The sequence below is a fragment of the Streptomyces sp. SD31 genome, from assembly GCF_052068475.1.
Taxonomy (GTDB): Bacteria; Actinomycetota; Actinomycetes; order Streptomycetales; family Streptomycetaceae; genus Streptomyces.
In genome coordinates, this window is record NZ_JBQHCX010000005.1 from 108094 (window position 1) to 126751 (window position 18658).

The 18658-nt window shown below is 70.3% G+C and carries 17 protein-coding genes and 1 pseudogene; 5 read left to right on the forward strand and 13 right to left on the reverse strand.

All coding sequences use genetic code 11. The features are described from left to right. Positions 1–117 precede the first annotated feature (117 nt). The 4 genes from ACTMVF_RS12545 to ACTMVF_RS12560 all read left to right on the forward strand — a co-directional run bounded on the left by ACTMVF_RS12545 (position 118) and on the right by ACTMVF_RS12560 (position 3699). On the forward strand, positions 118–1065 hold the full coding sequence (locus ACTMVF_RS12545; protein ID WP_441271054.1) for a hypothetical protein: 948 nt from the start codon (positions 118–120) through the stop codon (positions 1063–1065). Positions 1066–1175: 110 nt separating this feature from the next. After that, the gene (locus ACTMVF_RS12550) at positions 1176–2351 is read left to right on the forward strand and encodes an ABC transporter ATP-binding protein (RefSeq protein ID WP_441271055.1); all 1176 of its coding nucleotides are present in this window, start codon (positions 1176–1178) and stop codon (positions 2349–2351) included. Continuing rightward, on the forward strand, positions 2348–3034 hold the full coding sequence (locus ACTMVF_RS12555; protein ID WP_441271056.1) for an ABC transporter permease: 687 nt from the start codon (positions 2348–2350) through the stop codon (positions 3032–3034). Before ACTMVF_RS12550 ends, ACTMVF_RS12555 begins: the two co-directional genes overlap by 4 nt. Then, on the forward strand, positions 3031–3699 hold the full coding sequence (locus ACTMVF_RS12560) for an ABC transporter permease (RefSeq protein WP_441271057.1): 669 nt from the start codon (positions 3031–3033) through the stop codon (positions 3697–3699). Before ACTMVF_RS12555 ends, ACTMVF_RS12560 begins: the two co-directional genes overlap by 4 nt. A gap of 30 nt (positions 3700–3729) precedes the next feature. On the opposite strand, the gene ACTMVF_RS12565 is transcribed toward ACTMVF_RS12560, so the two are convergent. The 4 genes and pseudogenes from ACTMVF_RS12565 to ACTMVF_RS12580 form a co-directional block, all read right to left on the reverse strand. Further along, positions 3730–4359 carry a GTP-binding protein gene (locus ACTMVF_RS12565; protein WP_441271058.1) on the reverse strand — a complete coding sequence of 210 codons (630 nt, stop codon included), beginning with the start codon at positions 4357–4359 and terminating at the stop codon, positions 3730–3732. Then, positions 4346–4817: pseudogene (locus tag ACTMVF_RS12570) on the reverse strand (DUF742 domain-containing protein). The gene ACTMVF_RS12565 and the pseudogene ACTMVF_RS12570 overlap by 14 nt, the downstream one beginning before the upstream one ends. Positions 4818–4877: 60 nt before the next feature. Continuing rightward, positions 4878–5354, reverse strand: coding sequence for a roadblock/LC7 domain-containing protein (locus tag ACTMVF_RS12575; RefSeq protein WP_403335297.1), 477 nt, complete (start codon positions 5352–5354; stop codon positions 4878–4880). Beyond that, a complete protein-coding gene (locus ACTMVF_RS12580) occupies positions 5351–8134 on the reverse strand; it encodes an ATP-binding protein (RefSeq protein ID WP_441271059.1) in 2784 nt (927 codons plus the stop codon). The genes ACTMVF_RS12575 and ACTMVF_RS12580 overlap by 4 nt, the downstream gene beginning before the upstream one ends. A 295-nt stretch (positions 8135–8429) precedes the next feature. Between ACTMVF_RS12580 and ACTMVF_RS12585 the strand changes: the two genes are divergently transcribed. Next, positions 8430–9386: an ABC transporter substrate-binding protein gene (locus ACTMVF_RS12585; protein ID WP_441271060.1), complete on the forward strand. Its 957-nt coding sequence runs from the start codon at positions 8430–8432 to the stop codon at positions 9384–9386. A 58-nt stretch (positions 9387–9444) separates the two neighbouring features. Here ACTMVF_RS12585 and ACTMVF_RS12590 read toward each other — a convergent pair whose 3' ends face one another. From ACTMVF_RS12590 to ACTMVF_RS12630, 9 genes are all read right to left on the reverse strand, one after another. After that, positions 9445–10824, reverse strand: coding sequence for a glycoside hydrolase family 43 protein (locus ACTMVF_RS12590; RefSeq protein WP_441271061.1), 1380 nt, complete (start codon positions 10822–10824; stop codon positions 9445–9447). Positions 10825–10988: 164 nt separating this feature from the next. Then, positions 10989–11576 carry a GTP-binding protein gene (locus ACTMVF_RS12595; protein WP_441271062.1) on the reverse strand — a complete coding sequence of 196 codons (588 nt, stop codon included), beginning with the start codon at positions 11574–11576 and terminating at the stop codon, positions 10989–10991. Beyond that, complete coding sequence (locus ACTMVF_RS12600; RefSeq protein ID WP_441271063.1) at positions 11563–11943, reverse strand: DUF742 domain-containing protein; 381 nt, start codon at positions 11941–11943, stop codon at positions 11563–11565. Before ACTMVF_RS12600 ends, ACTMVF_RS12595 begins: the two co-directional genes overlap by 14 nt. Further along, a complete protein-coding gene (locus ACTMVF_RS12605) occupies positions 11924–12343 on the reverse strand; it encodes a roadblock/LC7 domain-containing protein (protein WP_403448167.1) in 420 nt (139 codons plus the stop codon). The genes ACTMVF_RS12600 and ACTMVF_RS12605 overlap by 20 nt, the downstream gene beginning before the upstream one ends. 11 nt (positions 12344–12354) lie before the next feature. Then, positions 12355–14673, reverse strand: a complete 2319-nt coding sequence (locus ACTMVF_RS12610; RefSeq protein WP_441271064.1) for a nitrate- and nitrite sensing domain-containing protein — start codon at positions 14671–14673, stop codon at positions 12355–12357. Between the two features lie 203 nt (positions 14674–14876). Then, the gene (locus ACTMVF_RS12615; protein WP_441271065.1) at positions 14877–15872 is read right to left on the reverse strand and encodes a substrate-binding domain-containing protein; all 996 of its coding nucleotides are present in this window, start codon (positions 15870–15872) and stop codon (positions 14877–14879) included. Positions 15873–16112: 240 nt separating this feature from the next. After that, entirely contained in the window at positions 16113–16916 is an 804-nt protein-coding gene (locus tag ACTMVF_RS12620) for an SAM-dependent methyltransferase (RefSeq protein ID WP_441271066.1), read from the reverse strand. A 328-nt stretch (positions 16917–17244) separates the two neighbouring features. Next, positions 17245–17685, reverse strand: coding sequence for a DUF6114 domain-containing protein (locus tag ACTMVF_RS12625; RefSeq protein WP_441271067.1), 441 nt, complete (start codon positions 17683–17685; stop codon positions 17245–17247). Continuing rightward, entirely contained in the window at positions 17685–18377 is a 693-nt protein-coding gene (locus tag ACTMVF_RS12630) for a DUF6230 family protein (RefSeq protein ID WP_441271068.1), read from the reverse strand. The genes ACTMVF_RS12625 and ACTMVF_RS12630 overlap by 1 nt, the downstream gene beginning before the upstream one ends. Positions 18378–18658: the final 281 nt, after the last annotated feature.

An 18658-nucleotide genomic window follows, 5' to 3' on the forward strand; every position in this document is an offset into this window, starting at 1 on the left:
GTAAAAGGGGCCGGTTCACCGGCTGACGAGGCTCGAGCGGCGACGGCATCATGTCCAAGGGACATGCGAGTGCCGTCGCCGGCCTCATGTGGGGCCGCGCAGCTGGGGGAGCGGTACATGAAGTGGTTCGGGCGGGGGCGGCGCGTACCCGAGTGGTACGCGGAGTTGGGCAGCATGACCAGCGAGGAGTTCCAACTCGGCGTCCGCTGTCTGGAACGGGTGCTGCGGGAGTACGGCCGCGGCGAGTACGCCCTCTGGCACCGCAGCGGCCGCATCCCGGTGACCGGGACCTTCACCCGGCCTCGGATCGACATCCACATCGGCCCCTTGCTGCGTGACACCTGCACCTGGGAGTACAAGACCTGGGTCAAGGGCATCAGGCGGGAATTCGAGTTCCAGGCCCGGCGCGCGCCCGAGGTCCTGCGCGCCAGGACGGAGGAGGAGCGGCTGCGCCCGCTCCTGATGCCGCTCCTCATACCCGTCGAGGAGGACAGGGACCTCAGCAACGGCCTCGTGCGGAGGTGGTCGGACGGGGTGGTCGCCGTTCTCTGCGTACGGGCACCGGAAGGCACGCGAGCGGTCGCGGCCGGCGAGGCGAGTGCGGTCGGCGCGGATCCCGACGTGTGGTGGGAGGCCGCCCTGCGTAACGTGCGTGAAGAACCCATCCACCTCACCACCAGCGCGGCGGCGGACGGCGTACCGGAACTCACCCATGCCGGCGGGGAGGACCGCTTCGGGCTGGGCCACCTGCTGCGGATCGACGAACTGACCCGGTGGTCGCTCCACCGGCTCGCCGAGCGGGCCGGAGGGCCGGCCCAGCACGGGGTGCTGGTGGGGATCCTCGGAGACCCCGGCCTGTTCATGTATCACCGGATCGTTCGGCGCGTAGGGGCCCAGGCCGTGGTGGCGGGGATGCGGAAGATGTGCGCGGACAACGAGAACGACACCTCCTTCACCACCATCACCGGCGTGCACTGGTGGAAGGACGGGGAGGCGGTGCAGGTGGCGACGAGCACCGAGGTCTCCCCGCGGCTGGCGGAACTCCTGGACGCGGTACCCGAATGACGCCCCCCGGCGTCGAGCATGCCGGGGGCGTCATGTAGCCCGCGAAGGCCCGGAACACAAGAGGTCTAGACTCTGCCGGACGGTCCCAGACCCGAAGGGTGTTCGGCGTTTTGATACGGATGGATTCAGTCACCAAGCGATACCCGGACGGCACGGTGGCGGTCGACCGGCTCTCTCTGGACATACCCGACCGCTCGATCACCGTCCTGGTCGGACCCTCCGGGTGCGGCAAGACCACCACCCTGCGCATGATCAACCGGATGGTCGAACCCAGTGAGGGCACCATCCTCCTCGACGGCAAGGACATCCAGCAGCAGCCGGTCAACACGCTGCGCCGGTCCATGGGTTACGTCATCCAGAACGCCGGTCTCTTCCAGCACCGCACGATCCTCGACAACATCGCCACCGTGCCCCGCATGCTCGGCTGGGGCAAGGAGAAGTCCCGGGCACGGGCGCGGGAGCTGATGGAGCGGGTGGGGCTCGACGGGGCGCTCGCCAAGCGGTACCCGTACCAGCTCTCCGGCGGCCAGCAGCAGCGCGTCGGCGTGGCGCGGGCGCTCGCGGCGGATCCGCCGGTGCTGCTGATGGACGAGCCGTTCTCGGCCGTCGACCCCGTGGTGCGCAAGGGCCTGCAGGACGAACTCCTCCGTATTCAGGACGAGTTGGGTAAGACCATCGTCTTCGTCACCCATGACATCGACGAGGCCGTCAAGCTCGGCACGATGGTCGCCGTGATGCGCACCGGCGGCCATCTCGCCCAGTTCGCCCCGCCCGCCGAGCTGCTGTCCCACCCCGCCGACGCGTTCGTGGAGGACTTCCTCGGCGCCGACCGCGGCATCCGGCGGCTGTCCTTCTTCCCCTCGGCGGGCCTGGAGTTGCTGACCGAGCCGATCGTCGCGGTCGACGCCACCGCCGAGCAGATCGCCGCGGCCGGCGCGGCCGAAACCCCCTATCTCCTCGTCACCGACCCGGACGGCAGGCCCCTCGGCTGGGGCGAGCCGCAGGAGCTCACCGCCGGGGAGATCAAGGCCGACCGACTCCTGTCGTACGGCCGCCCGTTCGTGGCCGGCACCGACTCGTTGCGGGCCGCCCTCGACTGCGCGGTGCTTTCGCCGACCGGCTGGGCCGTCGCCGTGGCCGCCGACGGCCGGGCCGCCGGGGTCGTCTCGCAGCAGAGCATCGGCGAGGCCATCAGGGGTGCGCACGCGGAGCGCGGTGCGGACGCCAGGCCTGGTGCGGACGCGGAGCGCGGTGGGGACGGCAAGGTCCAGAAGGTCGCGCCATGAGCGAACTTTTCGACCTGCCCAGCGACCTCCAGAACAGCTACTTCGGACTGGTCGCCCTGCACCTGCGCGAGGCGCTGATCCCGGTGCTGGCCGGGCTGCTCGTGGCCCTGCCCGTCGCCCAGCTGTGCGTGCGGGTGCGCTGGCTGTACGCGCCCGTGCTGTGGGTGACGACCGTGCTGTACGCGATCCCCTCGCTCGCCTTCTTCGTCATCCTCATCGACTACACCGGCCTGAGCGAGCTCACGGTGATGATCCCGCTGGCCGTCTACAGCCTGGTGGTGCTGGTCCCGGCGATCGTGGACGGGGTGCGGTCGGTGCCGCAGGAGACGCTGGCCGCCGCCACCGCCATGGGCTTCGGGCCCGTACGACGCTATCTGCAGGTGCAGTTGCCCATCGCCGCGCCGGCGATCCTCGCCGGACTGCGGGTGGCGTCGGTGTCGAGCATCTCCCTCGTCAGCGTCGGCATGCTGATCGGCAACGAGGGTGCCCTCGGCAACCTGCTCAACAGCGGCCTGATCTACAACCAGCCTCGCCTGATCTGGCTCTCCGTGGTGGGCACGGCCGTTCTCGCCCTGCTCGTCGACGCCGCGCTGATCGGCCTGCGTGTGCTGCTGACGCCCTGGATGCCGCGCGCCACCCGCAAGAGCGCCCGCACGCTCGCCGTGAAGGAGACCGCCCGGTGAACGTACTGAACTTCATCAACTCCTTCTTCAGCGACAGCGCCCACTGGCAGGGCTACGACGGCATCCCGGCGCGGCTCGCCGAGCACGTCCAGTACACGCTGCTGGCGCTCGGCATCGCCGCCGCGGTCGGCCTGCCGGTCGGCCTGCTCACGGGCCACACCGGGCGCGGCGGCAACGCGCTCGCCCTCATCGCCACTTCCGCCCGTGCGCTGCCCAGCTTCGGCCTGATGGTGCTGATGTTCATCCTGCTGGGCCTGGGCATGGCCCCCGTCATGATCCCGCTGGTGGTGCTCGCCATCCCGCCCATCCTCGTCACCACCTACGAGGCGATGCGCTCCGTCGATCCCGCGCCGGTCGACGCCGCTCGCGGCATGGGCATGGCGGAGGCCGCGGTCCTGTTCCGGGTCGAACTCCCCGTCGCCCTCCCGCTGATCCTCAGCGGCCTGCGCTCGGCGGCCATCCAGATCGTCTCGACGGCCACCATCGCCGCCTACGTCAGCTTCGGCGGCCTCGGCCGCTACATCATCGACGGCCTCTACCAGCGGAACTACGAGAAGGTGGTGGGCGGCGCCACGCTCGTCGCCGCCATGGCGCTGACGACGCTCGCGGTGTTCTGGGCGCTGGGCCGGCTCGCGGTGTCGCCGGGGGTGCGCAGGCGGGTGTGAGGCAGGCCGGGGCGAAGTATGCCGGGCGCGTCATCCCTGCGTGCGGGCCAGCGCCAGTTCCAGTACGACGAGCAACGCGTCCCTGACCGAGCCGCGTTCGCGGGCGTCGAAGACGACCACCGGGACGCCGTCGGTGACGTCGAGTGCCCAGCGGACCTCCTCCAGGGTGTGCTCGACCTTGCCGTCGAAGGCGTTGACGGCGACCGCGAAGGGGATGGCCTTGTGCTCGAAGTAGTCGACGGCCGCGTAGCAGTCGTCGAGGCGGCGGGTGTCGACGATGACCAGCCCGCCGACCGCGCCCTCGACGATGTCGTCCCACATGAAGCCGAACCGCTCCTGGCCCGGCGTGCCGAACAGGTACAGCTTCAGGGTGGGGTCGATGGTGATGCAGCCGAAGTCCATGGCCACGGTGGTCGTGGTCTTGCCCGGGGTGTGGCTGAGGTCGTCCACGCCCGCCGCGACCTCCGTGATGGCGGCCTCGGTGGTCAGCGGCTCGATCTCGGATATCGAGCCCACGGTGGTGGTCTTGCCCACGCCGAAGCCGCCCGCGATCACCATCTTGACCGGCAGCGGCGGTCGTACGGTGGCCGCCTGCGGGGCTGGCGCGCCTGGGGCTCCCCCCGGCCGGAGGCTGGGGGAGGCCGGTTCAGTCGTCGTCACGGAGTGACCCCTCGTGAGTCGGGGATGGCGCGCAGGCCGTCGATGACCCTGCGCAGTACGGATGCGTCGTGGACGATGCCGGAGTCGGGCACGTGCACCGTCAACTGCCCCGCGGCGCGCAGGTCCTCGGCGAGGACGCGCACCACGTTGAGGTGCAGCCGCAGCCGGGCCGCGATCTCCGCGATGGACTGCGGCAGCCGGCACACGGCGACGATGTCGTGCTGCTCGAAGGCGAGCCGGTCGAGCGCGTCGAGCCCCTCGGTGGTGGCGACCACCTGGGTCTCGACGGGCATCGACCGGCCGTCGGCGTCGGCCGCCACCCGGCCGGCGGTGACCAGGAATGGCCGTACGGCGGGGGCGGGGCCGACCGGGGCCGGTCCGTCGGGGTCCGGTCCGTCGGGGTCCGGTCCGTCGAGGTCCGGTCCGTCGAGGTCCGGCGGTGGGGTGCCGTCCGCCATGGGCTTGTCCGTCCTCCTCGACCGGGTGCCTTGTCCTTCCCGGCTCTCTTCCCGGCCCGGTCAGCGGGCCGACGCGGCGCCGACGCTGTTCTTCAGCTCCAGCACGAGCTGCGGGCTGAGGGCGGACCCGGCGCGGTTGGCGAACACGGTCATCTCGTAGGCGATGTTGCCCAGCTTGGCCTCCTTGTCGGTTACCACACCGAGCACGGCGCCGCTGCCGATCGCGGAGACCAGGACGTGGCCGCCCTCCAGGTCGATGATGACCTTGTTGAGCCCGCCGAGGCCGTAGTTGCCGGAGGCGCCGGCCGCCAGGCTGGTGATGCCGGAGACGATCGCGGCGAGCCGCTCGGAGTCGGCGTGCTCACGCAGTTCGGAGACGGCGATGAGCAGCCCGTCGGACGAGACGGCGATGGCGTCCACGACGCCGGCCGTCTCCTTCGCGAAGCGATTCAGCAGCCAGGTGAAGTCGGCTGCGGCGGCCTGCAGTTCGGCCGGTGTGGTGCCTCCCGCCGGGGTGCCACCTGTCGACGTGCTCACTGCTCCGCTCCTTCCGGGGGGTCGTTCTGGTCCTGCGTATGGGGGGTCGGGTGGGTGGCCGGTGCGGAGCGTGCTCCGCTGCCGGTGCGTCGGCTGTCGCGGTGCGCGCGCTCCACAGCGGCCTCGAACTCGTCGAGCGCGGCCCGCACGGCCTCGGGGTCCACGGTACGCACGGTCTGCCGCGGCACCGCCTGCGGGGCGGAGGCGGCCGTCGTCGGCAGGGTCGCGCCGCGGACACGGCGACGGAGAGGGCGGGAGGCGGCGGCTTCGCCGGCGGCCGGGGCAGCCGCGGGCGTCGTGCCGGGCCGGGCCGCGGCGGCGGACGGGTCCGCCTGGTCGGCCCGGGTGTGGTCCGTGGGTGCCTGCGCACCGTCCCCGGTCCGGGGCCGGCCCCCTCCGGGGGGTTCCTCGATGCGGGGCTCCGGGACGGACGGGGTCTCGCCCGGCTGCGACCCGGAGGGCGTGTTCTGGTCTGCCCGCCGGGCCGCCGACTGCGCCGTACCGCCCGGGGCGGCACCCCGCTGGGACACCCGGCGGGGGAGAGGCCGCAGCCCGTCGCCGTCCGCGCCCTCGCCCGCCGGTACGGCGTCTGCCCGCGCGGCGGCCGACGGCCGGGGCCCGGAGGCAGGGGCCGACAGCGTGTCGGCGCCGGACCCCAGGCCGTTGGCCGTGGTCGCACGGCCGGCATCGTCGGGCTCCGTCCCGTCGGACGCCTTCGCCTCCGGGTCGCCTGTCGTCGTCGCGTCGGCGGAGTCGGACGACGCCGTGTCGACGGTCTGCGAGCCCGGGCCGGAGGCCTGCGCGGTCGCCCGCACCCCCGTACCGCCGGAAACCGCCGCCAGGGCCGCCATGGCCGTCGTCCCCGTCGTGCTCCCGGTCACCAGCAGCGACGACGGCACCGTCACCTCGGCCGTCACGCCGCCACCCGGTGTGCGCGACAGGACGACCGCGATCTCCCAGCGCCGGGCGAGCGTGCCGACCACGAACAGGCCGAGGACCTTGGTCGGTACGAGGTCCAGTCGCTCGCGGCGGATGAGGCGGGCGTTCTCCTCGTCGAGGCGTTCGGGGCTCATGCCCAGGCCATGGTCGGCGACGACGATCACCGCGCTGCCTTGCTCGCCGTCCGCCACCGTCACCTCGACCGGGCGGCCCTCCGGCGAGAACGACACCGCGTTCTCCAGGAGTTCGGCCACCATCAGCGTCAGGTCGCCGATGACCTCCGGCTCCACCACGACCTCGGTGCGCGCGCGCAGCTCCACCCGCTGGTAGCCCTCGATCTGGCCGAGCGAGGCGCGTACGACGTTGGTGAGCGCGAGGGGTCCAGTGTCCAGGACCGCCTCGTGGATGCCGGCGAGCAGCATCAGACTGTCGGCGTTGCGGCGCAGTCGGACCGCGATGTGGTCGATGGAGTAGAGGCGCTCCAGCAGCGCGGGGTCCGTCTCGCCCCGCTCCACCGCGTCGATCAGCGACAGCTGACGTGACGTCAGGTTGCTGACTCTGCGGCCCACGTTGCCGAACATCTCCGCCGTGTTGCGCCGGCTGAGCACCTGCCGCTCCAGCAGCGCGACCGCCGTGGTCTGCACCTGGTTGAACGCCTCGGCGAGTTCGCCGATCTCGTCGCGCGCCATGACCGGCATCTCGCCCAGCCGCGGCGGACCGTCGTCCTCGGCGTCGTCGTCGGCCACCCGGGCCAGCTCGCGCTCGGCGACCTCGGCGACCTGCCGCGCCGCACCCGTGAGGGCCTGCACCGGGCGAACCACCGAGCGGCGCACCAGCATCGCGAGGACCAGCCAGACGGCGAAGCCGAACAGGGCGAGCCCCAGCAGCGACAGCGCGCGCCACGCCGCCGTCTCGGAGGCGCTGTCCGCCTGGTCGGCGATCTGGTCGATGAGCGAGGTGGTGATCGCCAGCCGGGTCCTGGCCTGGTCGCGGTAGGCGTCGTAGGAGTCGAGCGCCTCCGCGAGCGACTCGCGGACCTCGGCGGGTGACTCGGCCTGCACCGCGCCCGGGTCGATCTGCAGCTCGGCGAACTGCCTGCTGATGGTGGTCTGCGCGCGGGTGTACTTGATCCCGTCGAGCGTGCGGGCCTGGGTCTCGGTGGCGAACCGGGCGAAGCGTTCGGCCTGGTGGGTGTACTCGTCGTAGGCGCCGATCGCGCCGATGAACTCGATGAGCGCGTTGGAGTCACCGGTCGACGCGGAGAAGACGCCGGTCTCGAAGGCGCTGTGCGCGGCGCCCGCGCGCAGCAGCGAGTCGAGCAGGTTGCCGGTGAAGGTGGTCGCCAGATCGGGGTTGCGGTCCAGCCCGAGGCCGTCGATCAGACCCTGTGAGGCATGGGTGTACGCGGGGTCGATGTTGTCGGCGGCCAGATATCCCTGCTCGACGGTGTCACGCAGGCTGCTCAGGCCCTCGACCGTCTTCAGGGCCTGCGCCTCGGTCTCGGGCAACCGGTCCCCGAAGGCGTCGCGCACCCGCCGCACCTGGGCGTTCACCAGGGACTGTGCCGTGCGGTAGGCCGCGGGGGAGGGCGCACTGCCCTTCGCGGCCTCGTGCCGCACGGAGAGCAGGACGGCCTGCTGGTGCTCGGCGGCCAACTGGTCGACGAGCCTCGCGACCTCGACGCTCTCCCGGACCAGCCGGGCGGCGTCCGCGGAGTTGCGCGACTGCGCGGTCTGGTCGGCGATGAGGTAGGCGAGGAGGGCCGCGACCACGGTCAGCGGTACGCCCACGAGAAGGTTGAGTTTGCGCCGGAATGGCCAGCGGACGGCGAACCCGCGCATACGTGCCCCCTTCATGGCGTCACACGGCGCGCGAAGGGTTCACGTGACCGGTGTTGATCAGGTCAATTTTCGGGGAGACTACAGTCTCTTGCTGGTCATGACCGAAACTGGACATCAATAATCCGTTACAACACCCGGTGTCTCAACCGTCCCGCCCGCACATCGGCCCACAACTGCCCGTTCTTCCTGGGCCAATCGTGACCGGGCTGCTCTTGACTGACCAAGACGGGGCTGGATTGGATCAGTGGAGAGCGTTCTCCGCGTACCACAATCCCCTGAATCCGGAACGGGAATCGTGACTCTCACCGCCCCACGCAGCAGGTCCCTCAGGAACCATCCCGGCGCGGCCGCCGTCGCGCTCGCCGCCACGGCGGCGCTGCTGGCGGGATGTTCCTCCTCCGATGACAAGTCCGACCCGCTCGCCGAAGACGCAGCGAGCGGCGACACCGTGGTCGTCGGCTCGAACAACTTCGCCGAGAGCATCCTGCTCGCCGACATCTACGGCGAGGCCCTGAAGGCGAAGGGCATCAAGGTCACCTACAAGCCCAACATCGGCAGCCGCGAGACGACTTACGGCCTGCTGAAGAACGGCTCCGTGACGGTCCTGCCGGAGTACAACGGCTCGCTGCTCGCCTACCTCGACCCGAAGGCGGAGCAGAAGTCGGCCGACGCCGTGAACGCCGCGGTGAAGGCCAAGCTCGATGAGAAGCTGACGCTGCTGGAGTCCTCGCCGGCCGAGGACAAGGACTCCGTCAGCATCAACGCCGAGACGGCGAAGAAGTACAAGCTGACCGCCGAGTCCAGCCTCGAGGACCTCAAGGACATCGCCCCGGAGCTGGTGATCGGCGGTTCGCCCGAGTTCCAGACCCGGCAGCAGGGTCTGAAGGGCCTGGAGTCCGAGTACGGCCTGAAGTTCAAGTCCTTCAAGGCGCTGGACGCGGGCGGCCCGCTGACCCAGGCGGCGCTGACGAAGAACACCGTGCAGGCCGCGGACATCTTCACCACGGACCCGACCATCACCAAGGAGGGCTTCGTCGTCCTCAAGGACCCGAAGAACCTCTTCGGCTTCGCCAACGTGACCCCGCTCGTCTACAAGAGCGGCGTCTCCCAGGAGGGCGTCGACGCGCTCAACGCCGTCTCGGCCAAGCTGGACACCAAGACGCTCCTGGACCTGGACTCCCAGGTCCAGCTGGAGAACAAGGACCCGCTGGACGTGGCCAAGGCCTGGCTGAAGTCGGCCGGTCTGGACTGACCTCCGGCAGGCTCACGCGGGGTTGTGACGAGCTCTCGTCACAACCCCGCTGTGCTGCTCAGTAGCCGACCTGGAAGGTGGCGTCCTGGCGCTCGGTGGCCGTGGAGATCGGGTCGATGCGCAGGGCGAAGTCGGCGTGCCTGATGTAGCGCGTCGGGTTGTTGTACGAGCGGAACGACGCCCACGAGGAGTCGGCGAGCCCGGCCGTCCGGTAGAACGTCGCGTCCGCGGCGAACGTCGACGTGCCGTCGTTCGCGTCGAGGCGCAGGGCGTAGCTGTAGTGCCGCAGATAGCGGGTCGGGTAGTTGACCGACTGGAAGGACACGCCCGAGGAGTCGGCGAGGCCCGGCACCAGCTTCCACTGGGAGTCGGGGAACGGGTCGAAGGGGTACGCGTCGATCCGGCCGGCGAAGCCGCTGTGCCGGACGTAGCGCTCCGGGTAGTTGTACGACTTGAGCCGGTTCCAGGCGGGGGCGCCCCACTTGGCGATCAGGTTGTTGTACTCGGTCGACGTGATCGGGTGGATGCCGCAGTGCTTGGAGTTGAGCGGCTGGGTGTAGAGCTTCTGGTCCAGGGCCGTCCAGGTGCCGGCGGCCAGGTTGCTCGTCTGCCAGACGTAGAAGACGCCGTTCGGCGTGTACGTGTCTCCCCAGAGGTACCAGGTGTTGCCGGTCAGGGACTTGACCACGGTGGGCGCCTCGGTGCCGCCGTGGTTCACGGCCGTGCTGAACGGGGTGAAGCTGCCGGGGTTCAGGCTCGTCGAACGGGCGCCGACCAGGGTGCCGTTCCTCTTGTAGTAGAGGTAGTTGACGCCGTTCACGCCGAGGGTGAGGTTGCCGTCGATGACGTCGTAGCCGGGGTCGAAGAAGACCTGGGGGTTCGTCGTCGTACGGAAGTCGGTCGTGTAGCTGACCATGATGACGTTGTGGCCGCTGCTGTTCACCGAAGAGTAGAGGATGCCGTACTGCCCGCGTGAGGCGTCCCAGAACGCCTCCGGTGCCCAGCTGTGCGTGTTGGTCATGTTGTGCAGCTTCAGCAGGCGGTAGCCGGTGAAGGTGCGCAGGTCGGTGGAGTCCCAGACGTGGATGTAGACGCTGTTGCGGGTCCAGTCCGTGCCGCTCAGGTCGGTCGCGAGGACGACGAACGTGCCGTCCTGCTTGCGCAGCAGGAACGGGTCGCGCAGACCGCCGGCGCCGAGGGTGGGGGTGGCGACGGGTGCGTTCTGGTTGAGCGGCGTCCACCGCAGGCCATCGGTGCTGACGGCCAGATGGAGGTTGTAGTCCGCCTCCAGCATGGTGTTGGACTCGGTGAAGTAGACCATCGCGTACGCCGAGTCGGCGGCGTGGGCGGTTCCGGCACCCAGGGTCAGGGCACCGGTCGCGGCGAGCGGGACGGTGGCGGCCATGCCGAGGAAGTGTCTGCGGGAGGGGTGCGTCATGCGGCTCTCCAGGGAGGTGCGGGGGGCCTTGCCTTACAGCTCTATGGCCGATATCTCGAACGAGGTTCGGCTAATCGACCAGAAGGTAGGAGAGAGTTGGGGGCGCGTCAATCACATGGTCATCCTTGGCGGGTTCTCGCCACCCGGATGCGACCGCTCGCGGCTCAGCTCGCCTTGCGAGCGTCCGCGATCAACTGGTCGATCAGGGCGATCAGGACGTCCCGGCACGACTCGCGCTCCCGCGCGTCGCACAGCATCACCGGCACATGCTCGGGGAGCGCGAGGGCGTCCCGGATGTCCTCGGCGGGATAGGGGTGTTCACCGTGGAAGCCGTTGACGGCGACGACGAAGGGGATGCCCCGGCGCTCGAAGAAGTCGAGCGCCGCGAAGCTGGAATCCGGCCGGCGGACGTCGACCAGGACGACGGCCCCGAGCGCGCCGATCGCCAGGTCGTTCCACATGAACCAGAACCGCTGCTGCCCGGGCGTACCGAACAGATACAGCACCAGCTCCCGGCTGATGGTGATCCGGCCGAAGTCCAGGGCCACGGTGGTGGCCCGCTTCTCCTCGATGCCGTTGAGGTCGTCGATGCCCAGACCGGCCATGGTCAGGGGCTCCTCGGTACGCAGCGGGGCGATCTCGCTGACCGACCCGACCATGGTGGTCTTGCCGACGCCGAAACCGCCGGCGATGAGGATCTTGACCGTGTCGGGCGGCGCGGCCGCCTCCACGGTGGTGTCAGAGCCGGCCAAGGCCGTCCCTCACTTTCTGCAGCAGGTCCAGGTCCGGGGTGCGAGGGGTGACGGGGTGCGGCGGGTGCACGGTGATCAGGCCCGCCTCCAGCAGATCGCAGAGCATGATGGCGACCACGCTCACCGGCAGGTCGAGATGGGCCGCGAGCTCCGCGACGGCGATCGGCCGGGCGCAGCGCCGCAGGATGCGCGCCTGCTCGGGCTGCGGACGGGGCGCCCGCTCCGGTGGCGGATCCACCGCCGTCACCGTCGTGATCAGTGTGAAGTCGGTGCGGCTGGGCCGCGTCCGGCCGCCGGTGAGGGTGAAGGGACGTACCAGCCGGGCCGCCGAATCGTCTGAGCCCACCTCACGCGCCAGGGCCGACATGGGCCCGCGGTGCCGCCGACAGATGCTCGCCGATCTTCTTCACCAGCATGTTCATCTGGTACGCCACCACGCCGACGTCCGCGCCCTGGTTGGTGAGGACGACGAGATGGGCGCCCGGCCCTGCGGAGGTCAGGATCAGAAAGCTGTTGGCCATCTCGATCAGCGCCTGGCGCACCGGCCCGCCCCTGAAGTCCATGCTGACGCCCTTGCTGAGGCTCATCAGGCCGGACGCGGTCGCCGCCAGTCGCTCGGCGTCGTCGCGCAGGAAGCCGGTGGACTTGCTGACCACCAGACCGTCCTCGGAGAGCACGACGGCGTGGTTGACGTCGGCGACCCGCTCCACGAGTCCGGTGAGCAACTGGTCGAGCTGGGTGTCCGTGGCGGGGGTGGGGCGTGTCATGGCGATGTCCTTCATGAACGGTCGGCGGTCGGGGTGGAGGACGTGGGGGAGGAGGCGGAGCGGGCCGAGCCGACCGGCGGCGGCTCCTCGGGGTCGCTTTCGTCGCGGGCCTGGAGGGTCCCCCGCTGGAAGCAGGCGAGCGAGGAGGCGGCTCGTTCCGCGGTGAAGTCGTCGGCGTACTCGTCCTCTTCGGCGGAGGTGGCCTCCTCGCGCAGCTCGGCGGCCAGGCTGGTCTGCGGCACACGCCGGGGAAGCGGGGAGAGGCGGTCACGGCCGGCGGCGGGCGCGGCGGTCCGCTCGGGCGCGGTGCGGGCCGCAACGACCGGGCGGGACTCCCGTACGGGTTCCGCCGGTTCGGCGGCCCCGGCGTGCTCCACCTCGTCCCGGTCCGGCGCGGGCACGTCCCGCACCACGATGTCGTGCGGGATCAGCACGATCGCCGTCGTGCCCCCGTACGGCGAGGAGCGCAGGGTGACGGCGATGCCGTGCCGGCGGGCGAGCTGGGCGATCACGAACATGCCGAGCCGCAGGTCGTCGGCGAGTGCCACCACGTCGAACTGCGGGGGGTCGGCCAACTGGGCGTTGAAGGAGTCGTAGTCCTCCTCGGACATGCCGAGGCCACGGTCCTCGACCTCCACGGCCAGCCCCTTGGCCACCATCGCGGCCCGCACCCCGACCGGGGCCGGCGCGGGGGAGTACAGGGTGGCGTTCTCGATCAGCTCGGCCAGCAGATGGATCACGTCCGCCACCGCGGGCGGCGCGAGATGCACCTCCTCCTCGGTGTGCACCTCCACCCGCTGGTACTCGGCGACCTCGCCGACGGCACTGCGCAGGATGTCGATCAGCGCGACCGGCTCGCTCCAGCTGCGGCCGGGCCGCTCGCCGCTGATGATGACGAGGTTCTCCTCGTAGCGGCGCAACTGGCTGGCGGTGGAGTCCAGTTCGTACAGGCCCTTGAGGATCTCCGGGTCCTGGTGCGCGCGCTCCAGCGCGTCGAGCTTGGTGAGCTGCAGGTTGACCAGGTTCTGGCTCTGCCGGGCGATGCCCAGGATGACCTTCTGGAAGCCGCGCCGAGTGTCGGCGAGTTCGACGGCGGTGTGCACGGCGGTGCGCTGCGCGGTGTTGAACGCCTTGGCCACCTGGCCGAGTTCGTCGTGGCCGTAGTCCAGCGGCGGGGTGGCGAGCTCCACGTCGACCTTCTCACCGCGGTCGAGTCGGGCGACCACGTCCGGCAGCCGCTCCTCCGCCAGGCTGAGGGTGGCCACGCGCAGACCGCGCAGGCGCCGGGACAGCGAGCGCGTGATGCGCCAGGACATCACGGCACACACGAGTACGGCGACGAGGCCACCCACGCTCAGGGAGCCGGCCTTGATGAGCAGGGAGTGCGCCTGGTCGTCGGTGCGGTCGAGCAGGGCCCGGGTCTGCTGCTGGATCAGGGCGGTGTACTGGTCGGAGAGAGTATCGATCGCTCCGGCCCACTGCTTCTGGGCGTCGGGCAGGACGACGCGGACGGCCTCGCCGCTGCCCGACGTGCGTGCCGCCAGCACCTGGTCCTCGATGACCTCCACGGTCTGCCACGCCGACCCTTGGAGAATGTGCTCGGTCTGGGTCTTCACACTGCCGCGCAGGGCGGGGACGACCTGGTCCTTGAGCAGCCACCGGCGCGCGTTGACCAGTTCCGTGAACCGGGCCCTTACGTCCGCGTCGAGCTCCCCGGACGGCCAGGCGAGGGTGAGCAGCGCGTCCTCCTGGGAGACCAGCTCCGCCGCCTGCTCCAGCATGACGAGCGGACCGGCCTGCGAGGTGAGGTTTCCGTCGTCGACCTGGGAGAGCTCCCGGAAGGCGTTGATCTGGTCGTCGATGATCGAGGTGTACTGGTCGAGTGCCTGCTGCGCGGAGATGTCGGTGAGGTCGTCGACCTGGTCCCGGTAGTACTCGAGGCTTCCGACTCCCGCGATGACGGAGTACATCCGGTCGCCGATGCGGTACGGGGCGTCCTCGATCGCCTTCGACCGGCCGACCAGCTTCGCGATCGCCGCGTCCGTCTGCCGCCGCTGTTGGTCCAGGGCGGTCCGGGCACCGCGCTGACCGGCCAGGAACGCGGCCGACAGACCGCGCTCCCGCTGCAGGGCGAGGGTCGCGTCGGTACCCATGGCGCCGCTCGACCTGCTCAGCTCGGTCTGTTCCCGCAGCCGCAGCCCCTCCGAGAACATCTGTGTGGTCGTCACCCCCCACATGGCGGCGAGGGTGATGCTGGGGATCAGTGCCAGGAGGATCAGGGAGAGACGTATGGAGCCGAGGCGGCGCCGGGCACGTGTCTGCGGAGACATCGTCGTCCTAGGGCGATCAGTGGGGGAGCGGGGAGTGAGCGGCGGAGACGGAGCGGCGGGGGGCGGGGAGGCGGGGGACGAGCGCGAGGGGTGACGACGCGTCCGGTACGGCACAAGGGGTGCGCAGGATGTTATCCGCACAAGTGACCGTACAGCCCATGAGTGACCGAATCTTTGGCGACACCGTTGTACGGACCGTCCGCTCAGCGCGTCCCATTGGCCGCGAACCTCGTCACCGAGGCCACATTGGCCTTCGAGACGAGCGCGGGACCGGTGAGCACGGGCGCCTCGCCGCCGCCGAGGGTGTTGCCGTTGGTCTTGTAGAGCCAGAGCGAGTCCACGGCCAGGTAGCCCTGGAGATAGGGCTGCTGGTCCACCGCGAACTGGACCTCGCCGTCCTTGACGGCCTTGACCAGCTCGCTGTTGAGGTCGAAGGTCGCGACCCGGGCGTCGCTGCCCGCCTTCTTGGCCGCGTCGACCGCCGTGAGTGCGAACTGCGCGCCCAGCGTGACCACTTCGTCGATGCTGGAGTCCTGCCGCAGCCGGTCCGTGATGGCGGCGGCCGCCGCGTCCATGTCGGTGCCCTCCACATAGAGCATCTCGGTCTCGCCGCCGAACCCCTTCTTCACCCCGGCGCAGCGCGCCTCCAGGGCGACGTTGCCGCGCTCGTGGATGACACAGAGGGCGTGCTTGGCCTTGAGGCCGTCGAGCCTGTTGCCGACGACCGTGCCCGCGACGCTCTCGTTCTGACCGAAGTACCCCAGCAGTCCCGCGGACTGCCACTGGTCCATACCGGAGTTGAGGCCGACCACGGGGATGCCGGCGGCCCGCGCCTCGGCGACCGGGCCCGCCATCGCCGACGGCTTGGCCAGGGTCACCGCGATGCCGTCGGCCTTCTGCCGGATCGCGTCCCGCATCAGCTCGGCCTGGCCCGCCGGGTCGTCGTCGTGCGCGTAGGTCAGGTCGACGCCGTCCTTGGCGGCCGCCACCTGGGCACCCTTGCGTACGAGTTCCCAGAAGGCGTCACCGTCGCCGCCGTGGGTGATGAGGGTGATCTTCATCCCTGAGGTGCCCGCCGCCTCCGCACCCGACGCGTCGTCGGTCCCGCCGATGGCGGAGCAACCGGCCAGCAGCAGACAGGCGACGGCCGTCAGGGCCGCGATGCGAGCGAAAGCGGAGGAGGGGGGCGGAGTCTTCATGAGGGTGCGGCACCTCGCTGTGCGGCCGAGCCGGAGGAACGAACGAGAGTACGGCCGACGCCGCACGGGAGTGCGCCGACCTGGTGAACTCTCGCTGAGCCGGAGCCAATCGCGTGTGACCACCGGTAGTCAAGTGCGCAACCACTCGGCGTGAGTCGTTGCTGCCACATCGTGATGAACCGCTGGCGGGAGGCGGACCGAGGGCCGGCCCACGCCCGCTGCTCGCGCGAGCGAACCGGGTCAACTCGGCTTGCGTGCCACCGCCCCGTACATCGCGATGTCCTCGTCCCGGATCACCTCGGTGCCCGTTCCGTCCGGTCGCCACCTGTGCACCTGCACGATGCCGGGATCGACAAGGTCCAGACCGGTGAAGAATTCCTCGGCCTCGGCGCGGGTGCGCAACCGCATCGGCATGCCCCGGGCCGCGTACTCCCGGGCGACCCGACCCACCTCCTCCGGCGCGAACTCGGCGGTGCCGATGGACATCGCGAGGCAACTGCCCGCGGGCAAGGGCTCGATCAGCCGCCGCACGATCCCCACCGCGTCGTGCTCGTCCAGCAGGAAGTGCACGATCGCGATGACGGTGAGCGCGACCGGCTCCCCGAGATCGAGGGTCTCGCGGAACGCCGGGGCGTCGAGCACGGCCGCCGGATCGAGCATGTCGGCCTCGAGGTACGCCGTCCTCCCCTCGGGCGTGCTCGACAACGACCCCTGCGACAGCGCGAGTACGAGCGGATCGTTGTCGACGTACACGACCCGCGACTGAGGGGCGACCGACTGGGCGATCTCATGAATGTTGGGCGACGTCGGAATCCCGGACCCGATGTCGAGGAACTGCCGTATCCCCGCCTCCTCGACGAGGTACCGCACGGCCCGATTCATGAAGTCCCGGTTGGCCCGCATATGAACGGGCAACGCGGGCCACTCGCGCGCCATGGCATCACCCGCTTCCCGGTCGGCCGGGTAGTGGTCCTTGCCGCCGAGGATGTAGTCGTAGATGCGGGCGGAGTGGGCGATCTCGGTGTCAATGCGTTCGGCACACATGAGGCCTCCGGGACACGGACGACGGACCGACTCAGTCTGCCAATGTGCTGGCGGGGCAGGGAAGTTGGGCGGGCATGCGTATCGCTGGGGGAGGGCTGGGAAGCTGATGGTTCGGCATGCCAACCCCGGGGGTCCTGGGAGGTCGGTGGTTCGGCACCCCAACCCAGGGCCACTCGCCGGCCGACGGCCGGCATCCCACCCCAGGGGCGCGGGGAACTGCGCGACCAGCCCCCACTCACCCGCACCCGCCAAACCCACTGGCCCCCCACGGTGCTCCGGCGACACAACCACCGCCCACTCGCCCCGGCGGCGGATCGAGAAGCCCGGTTCAGGCGGGCTCCCCAGCCTGTTGAGCGGCCGACACCGCAACGTCATCCCGGCCCCGTCCCCGGCCCCGCCGCCGACGCGGCTCCTGATCCGGCAGCCACCCAAAGGCAAGGGAACTTCCGACGACCCCCAGCAGGAGGCCTACGAAGAACCCGCCCAGATTCGACGTGGGCCAGGTCCCCAGAGCGACCAGAACCCCAGTGATCGAGTAGAAGAGCCGCTGCGCCGGATTGAACAGAATCAGCAGCCCGAGCACCACCATGAGGGCAGGCAGCAGATACCCCGCCAGCCCCTGCATCCCGACATGAAGAACGACCTTCATCGACGCCTTCATGGTCAGCAGAATCTCCGCCCCGCCCAGCGCGAGCAACAGCCCACCCCAGAACGGCCGGTCAGCCCGCCAACGACGGAAGGCCGACCGGAAACCCGCACGCTCCCTCATCAGCAACCCGTACTGCTGAAGCGAAGCTTCAGACCCGGAAGCCTGAAGACAGCCGCCGTCGTCGCATAGTTCGTCTGCCGCAGGTTGGCGATGCGCACGGTGTCCGCCTGCTGACTGAAGACCCCGATCGGCCCCTTCACCCCGGCCTTGGTCAACGTACTCGCGTCGTTGCCGATCTCGATGTTGGTGAACGCCGCGTCACCCGACAGCTCGGTGGAGTCGGTGGTCAGATCGCTCGCCGTCACCTTCTCGGAACCACCGCCCGCGGTGATGAGCAGGTTCGTACCGCCGAGGTCGACGCTCTGGCACAGCTTCGTGAGCGTCGCGTTCTTGATCGCGGACGTGACGACCAGCACCTGCCCGCCGGTGTCCCCCGCGTTGGGACTGCCCGGCGCCATGTTGTCGAGCCCGCCGAACTGCTCGAACCCGGTGCCGTTGAGCTCGGTCGCGGTGACCGTGAAGGGCATGCCGGAGATGGCGAACTGCACGCCCAGCGCGCCTTCGGCGGTGAGGACCGCGAGGGCGCCGGCGACGAGGGTGGCCGGCACCGCCATCACGGCGGCCCGGCGCGCCCGGACCCGCCCGCGTCTGGCGGGGCCGTCGGTGGTGTCGGACGCTTCGGACCCGGAACCGCTTTCCGGGTTCTCGGGGAAGTTGTCGGCGGACGAGGTGACGTCCGAGGACGAGGCCATAACTGCTCCCAGGTGCATGAAAGTGCGGGTAGGGCATCAGCGGCACGTTGTCCTGGCGCGGACAGCGCCCACGGCGCACGCCCCTCGCAACTCCCGGCGGGTGCAAGGGCTTTCTCGTACTCCGCAGTAGCCAGCCGGGAAGTTACCGGTGGTTACAGTCGAGGGTCAAGGCAGTTGTGGAAAAAGGGTGTTGGTTGTGCGTCACCTGTGACTCATGGGCAGCCGGGGACCTCGGGAAGTGTCCGCAGGAACGCCAACTCCCCCGCAACTCCTTGACGTTG